Source organism: Actinomyces sp. S4-C9, assembly GCF_000758775.1.
Classification (GTDB): domain Bacteria; phylum Actinomycetota; class Actinomycetes; order Actinomycetales; family Actinomycetaceae; genus Gleimia; species Gleimia europaea.
The window spans coordinates 1-5434 of the sequence record NZ_JRMU01000025.1; the positions used below are offsets into that span (position 1 = coordinate 1).

The 5434-nt window shown below is 52.9% G+C and carries 3 rRNA genes; all 3 read right to left on the minus strand.

Features of this window, described 5'->3' with window-relative positions:
- A 5S ribosomal RNA gene (rrf, locus tag HMPREF1628_RS08500) occupies positions 1–117 on the minus strand; the annotation flags it as partial.
- A 180-nt stretch (positions 118–297) separates the two neighbouring features.
- A 23S ribosomal RNA gene (locus HMPREF1628_RS08505) occupies positions 298–3420 on the minus strand.
- Between the two features lie 346 nt (positions 3421–3766).
- Positions 3767–5305 (minus strand): 16S ribosomal RNA (locus HMPREF1628_RS08510).
- Positions 5306–5434: the final 129 nt, after the last annotated feature.

Genomic DNA, 5434 nt, shown 5'->3' on the forward strand with positions numbered 1-5434 from the left:
GCGGTGGTTTCCTACTCTCCCACACCCTACCGGGTGCAGTACCATCGGCGTTCACGGGCTTAGCTTCCAGGTTCGGTATGGGATTCTGGGCGTTTCCCCGTGGCTATGACCACCGCAAAACTATTGCCAACACAGCTAAACACGCTGGTATAAACCCAGGATTGGTTTACCCATTGTGTTTGCCTGCACACACGCTCGTTGTTAGCGTTTACACGCCTTGGGGTGTGTGGGGTTGGTAGTGGTTTGCATAGTAGTTACGAGCAAACAGTGTTTCTGTTTGTCATTGCTGTTAATGGTTGTTTTTAGTTGTTGACTATTAGTACCAGTAAGCTAAACACGTTACCATGCTTACACGCCTGGCCTATCAACCCAATCATCTATTGGGAGTCTCTCCCCCACTAGGTGGGGTTGGAAACCTTGTCTTGAAGCAGGCTTCCCGCTTAGATGCTTTCAGCGGTTATCCTTCCCAAGCGTAGCTAACCAGCCATGCACCTGGCGGTACAACTGGCACACCAGAGGCTTGTCCGTCCCGGTCCTCTCGTACTAGGGACAGGCCTTCTCAAGTTTCCTACGCGCGCAGCGGATAGGGACCGAACTGTCTCACGACGTTCTAAACCCAGCTCGCGTACCGCTTTAATGGGCGAACAGCCCAACCCTTGGGACCGACTCCAGCCCCAGGATGCGACGAGCCGACATCGAGGTGCCAAACCATGCCGTCGATATGGACTCTTGGGCAAGATCAGCCTGTTATCCCCGGGGTACCTTTTATCCGTTGAGCGACCGCGTTTCCACGAACCACGGCCGGATCACTAGTTCCTGCTTTCGCACCTGCTCCACCCGTCAGTGTCACAGTCAAGCCTTCTTCTACACTTACACTCAACACCTGATTACCAACCAGGCTGAGAAGACCTTTGAGCGCCTCCGTTACCATTTAGGAGGCAACCGCCCCAGTTAAACTACCCACCAGGCACTGTCCCCAATCCGGATCACGGACCAAGGTTAGATAACCGTTTATATCAGAGTGGTATTTCAACAACGACTCCACCACCACTAGCGTAGCGGCTTCACAGTCTCCCACCTATCCTACACAAACACAACCGGCTACCAATACCAAGCTATAGTAAAGGTCCCGGGGTCTTTCCGTCCTGCTGCGCGAAACGAGCATCTTTACTCGTAATGCAATTTCACCGAGTTCATGGTCGAGACAGCGAAGAAGTCGTTACGCCATTCGTGCAGGTCGGAACTTACCCGACAAGGAATTTCGCTACCTTAGGATGGTTATAGTTACCACCGCCGTTTACTGGGGCTTAACTTCAAACCTTCACCCCACAAGGGGTTGAGCCTTCCGCTTAACCTTCCAGCACCGGGCAGGCGTCAGTGCGTATACATCGCCTTAGGGCTTCGCACACACCTATGTTTTTAGTAAACAGTCGCTTCTTCCAAATCACTGCGACCACACCCAAACAAAAACCAGAAAAACAGTACTTGTCCGGGCCTGGTCCCCCTTATCCCGAAGTTACGGGGGCATTTTGCCGAGTTCCTTAACCATGATTCACTCGCACGCCTTAGTATACTCTACCTAACTACCTGAGTCGGTTTAGGGTACGGGCGGTCATTCTCTAACGTCGAGGCTTTTCTAGACAGCACAGGCACACCAATAACCACCACTATAAGTGGCAGTCCCATCAGCCCTCACCCACGTCATTAAAGACAGCACACCGGATTTACCTAGCATGCGGGCCACAACCTTAGACTGGCACAACCACCGGCCAGCATCAGCTACCCTACTGCGTCACCCCTGTTAACACGCTTGCCTACCCAAGAAGGGACCCCAAGACCACTAGGTGGTAAAACCCGAAGGAATCACCACCATCACGGCGTTGGTTAGCACAACTTTGTCAGCACTGGACAAGAAAAAACCGGTACCAGAATATCAACTGGTCATCCATCGACTACGCCTGTCGGCCTCGCCTTAGGACCCGACTAACCCAGGGCGGATAAACCTTGCCCTGGAACCCTTAGTCAATCGGCGCGTGGGATTCTCACCCACCACTCGCTACTCATGCCTGCATTCTCACTCCCAACCAGTCCACAAACCCTCACAGGCCTGCTTCACCCCAGTCAGGACGCTCCCCTACCCAAAAAACAAAAAAGTTTCATGCCACGGTTTCGGCGGTGTGCTTAAGCCCCGCTACATTGTCGGCGCGGAATCACTTGACCAGTGAGCTATTACGCACTCTTTCAAGGATGGCTGCTTCTAAGCCAACCTCCTGGTTGTCTATGCAACTCCACATCCTTTCCCACTCAGCACACCCTTAGGGGCCTTAACCGATGATCTGGGCTGTTTCCCTCTCGACTACGAAGCTTATCCCCCGCAGTCTCACTGCCCTGCAATTATCAATGGCATTCGGAGTTTAGCTGACGTCAGTAACCAAAACGGCCCATCAACCAACCAGTAGCTCTACCACCACAACAACACACGCAGAACGCTGCACCTAAATGCATTTCGGGGAGAACCAGCTATCACGGAGTTTGATTAGCCTTTCACCCCTACCCACAACTCATCCCCCCAGTTTTCAACCTAGGTGGGTACGGTCCTCCACGACCTTTTACAATCGCTTCAACCTGGCCATGGGTAGATCACCCCGCTTCGGGTCTAGAACACGCGACTGGGCGCCCAATTAAGACTCGCTTTCGCTACGACTACCCCACAAAGGGTTAACCTCGCCACGCATCACTAACTCGCAGGCTCATTTTTCAATAGGCACGCCATCACCACAACCCCAAAAAAAGGGCCGACCGGCTCTGACGGCTTAAAAGCGCTTGGTTTCAGGCACTATTTCACTCCCCTCCCGGGGTACTTTTCACCATTCCCTCACGGTACTACTACACTATCGGTCACCTAGAAGTATTCAGGCTTACCCAGTGGTCTGGGCAGATTCACAGCAGATTCCACGAGCCCGCTGCTACTTGGGAACACACTCAGGCAGAGTTGCATGAACCACCTACACGACTATCACGCCCTACGGTCAGCCATCCCAAACTGTTCAGCTCCACACAACCATTTATAACTACCCCCACCCCCGGCAGAGAATGGAAAAACACGCCCCAACAACCCCACATGCGCAACAGCTGCCGCCTTGACACGCACACAGTTTAGCCATCATCCGCTTTCGCTCGCCACTACTTACAGAATATCTCTTCCTGCAGGTACTAAGATGTTTCACTTCCCCACGTTCCCCCCACCACCCTATACATTCAAGCAGTGGTAACAGGCCACAAAACCTGTCAGGTTACCCCATTCGGAAACCCCCGGATCAACGCTCGCTCGCCAACTCCCCAGGGAATATCGCAGGCCACAACGTCCTTCATCAGCTCTAGGCACCAAGGCATCCACCAAACGCCCACAAAAACTAAAAAACCCAACAAAACAAACAAAAAAGATGCTCGCAACCACTATACAAATCACCAACAACCCAACCACAACCACCAAACCACCACACACCAGCCAACAGCCAATGCAAACAACAATGGAATAGTGGAAGGGCCAGACCAACAGTGTTAGCCATAAACCCGACAGCATGCCCCCAAACCAAACCACACAAAACCAGCACGGCCCAGCCCAGGGTAAATCTTGTAATGCCCAAACAACGCCTTGTTCTTGCAAAAACAATCCAAAAACTAAGGAACAAACCCAGAAAGCAGCACCACCAAAACAGTGGAAACAACTACCAACCAAGCCCCTTGAAAAAAAGAAAATCCTTAGAAAGGAGGTGATCCAGCCGCACCTTCCGGTACGGCTACCTTGTTACGACTTCGTCCCAATCGCCAATCCCACCTTCGACCACTCCCCCCACAAACGCGGTTAGGCCACGGGCTTCGGGTGTTACCAACTTTCGTGACGTGACGGGCGGTGTGTACAAGACCCGAGAACGTATTCACCGCAGCGTTGCTGATCTGCGATTACTAGCGACTCCACCTTCACGTAGTCGAGTTGCAGACTACGATCCGAACTGAGAACAGCTTTAAGGGATTAGCTCCACCTCACAGTATCGCAACCCTCTGCACCATCCATTGTAGCATGCGTGAAGCCCAAGACATAAGGGGCATGATGATTTGACGTCATCCCCACCTTCCTCCGAGTTAACCCCGGCAGTCTCTCGAGAGTCCCCAACCAAATGCTGGCAACACGAGACAAGGGTTGCGCTCGTTGCGGGACTTAACCCAACATCTCACGACACGAGCTGACGACAACCATGCACCACCTGCACACCAGCCAAAAAGGCCAGCATATCTCTACACTGTACCGGTGCATGTCAAGCCTTGGTAAGGTTCTTCGCGTTGCATCGAATTAATCCGCATGCTCCGCCGCTTGTGCGGGTCCCCGTCAATTCCTTTGAGTTTTAGCCTTGCGGCCGTACTCCCCAGGCGGGACACTTAATGCGTTAGCTACGGCGCAGAAACCACACGGCCCCCACACCTAGTGCCCAACGTTTACAGCATGGACTACCAGGGTATCTAATCCTGTTCGCTCCCCACGCTTTCGCTCCTCAGTGTCAGTAACGGCCCAGAGACCCGCCTTCGCCACCGGTGTTCCTCCTGATATCTGCGCATTCCACCGCTACACCAGGAATTCCAGTCTCCCCTACCGCACTCAAGCCTGCCCGTACCCACCGCAAGCCCATGGTTAAGCCACAGGATTTCACGACAGACGCGACAAACCACCTACAAGCCCTTTACGCCCAATAAATCCGGACAACGCTAGTACCCTACGTATTACCGCGGCTGCTGGCACGTAGTTAGCCGGTACTTCTTTACCAGTTCAAATCAACCACACCCAAAGCATGGCCTTTCAACCCAGCGAAAGAGGTTTACAACCCGAAGGCCTCCATCCCTCACGCGGCGTCGCTGCATCAGGCTTGCGCCCATTGTGCAAAATCCCCCACTGCTGCCTCCCGTAGGAGTCTGGGCCGTATCTCAGTCCCAGTGTGACCGCCCACCCTCTCAGGCCGGCTACCCGTCACCGCCTTGGTAGGCCATCACCCCACCAACAAGCTGATAGGCCGCGAGCCCATCCCCCACCACAACAAAGCATTTCCCACCAAAGCCATGCGACCAAAGCGGATTATCTTGTATTAGCCACACTTTCATGCGGTTATCCAAAAGAAGGGGGCAGGTTACTCACGTGTTACTCACCCGTTCGCCACTCTCACCAAAAACAAAAAGCCTTTGGATCCCGTTCGACTTGCATGTGTTAAGCACGCCGCCAGCGTTCGTCCTGAGCCAGGATCAAACTCTCCAAACAAAAACAAAACAGAGAAAAACCAAACCAACCAAAACAGGCCAGCCCAGCGACCCCAACCAAAAAACAAAAACAAAACAAAAAAGGACAAAACAAAAAACACACTATCGAGTTCACAAACAACACCCACAC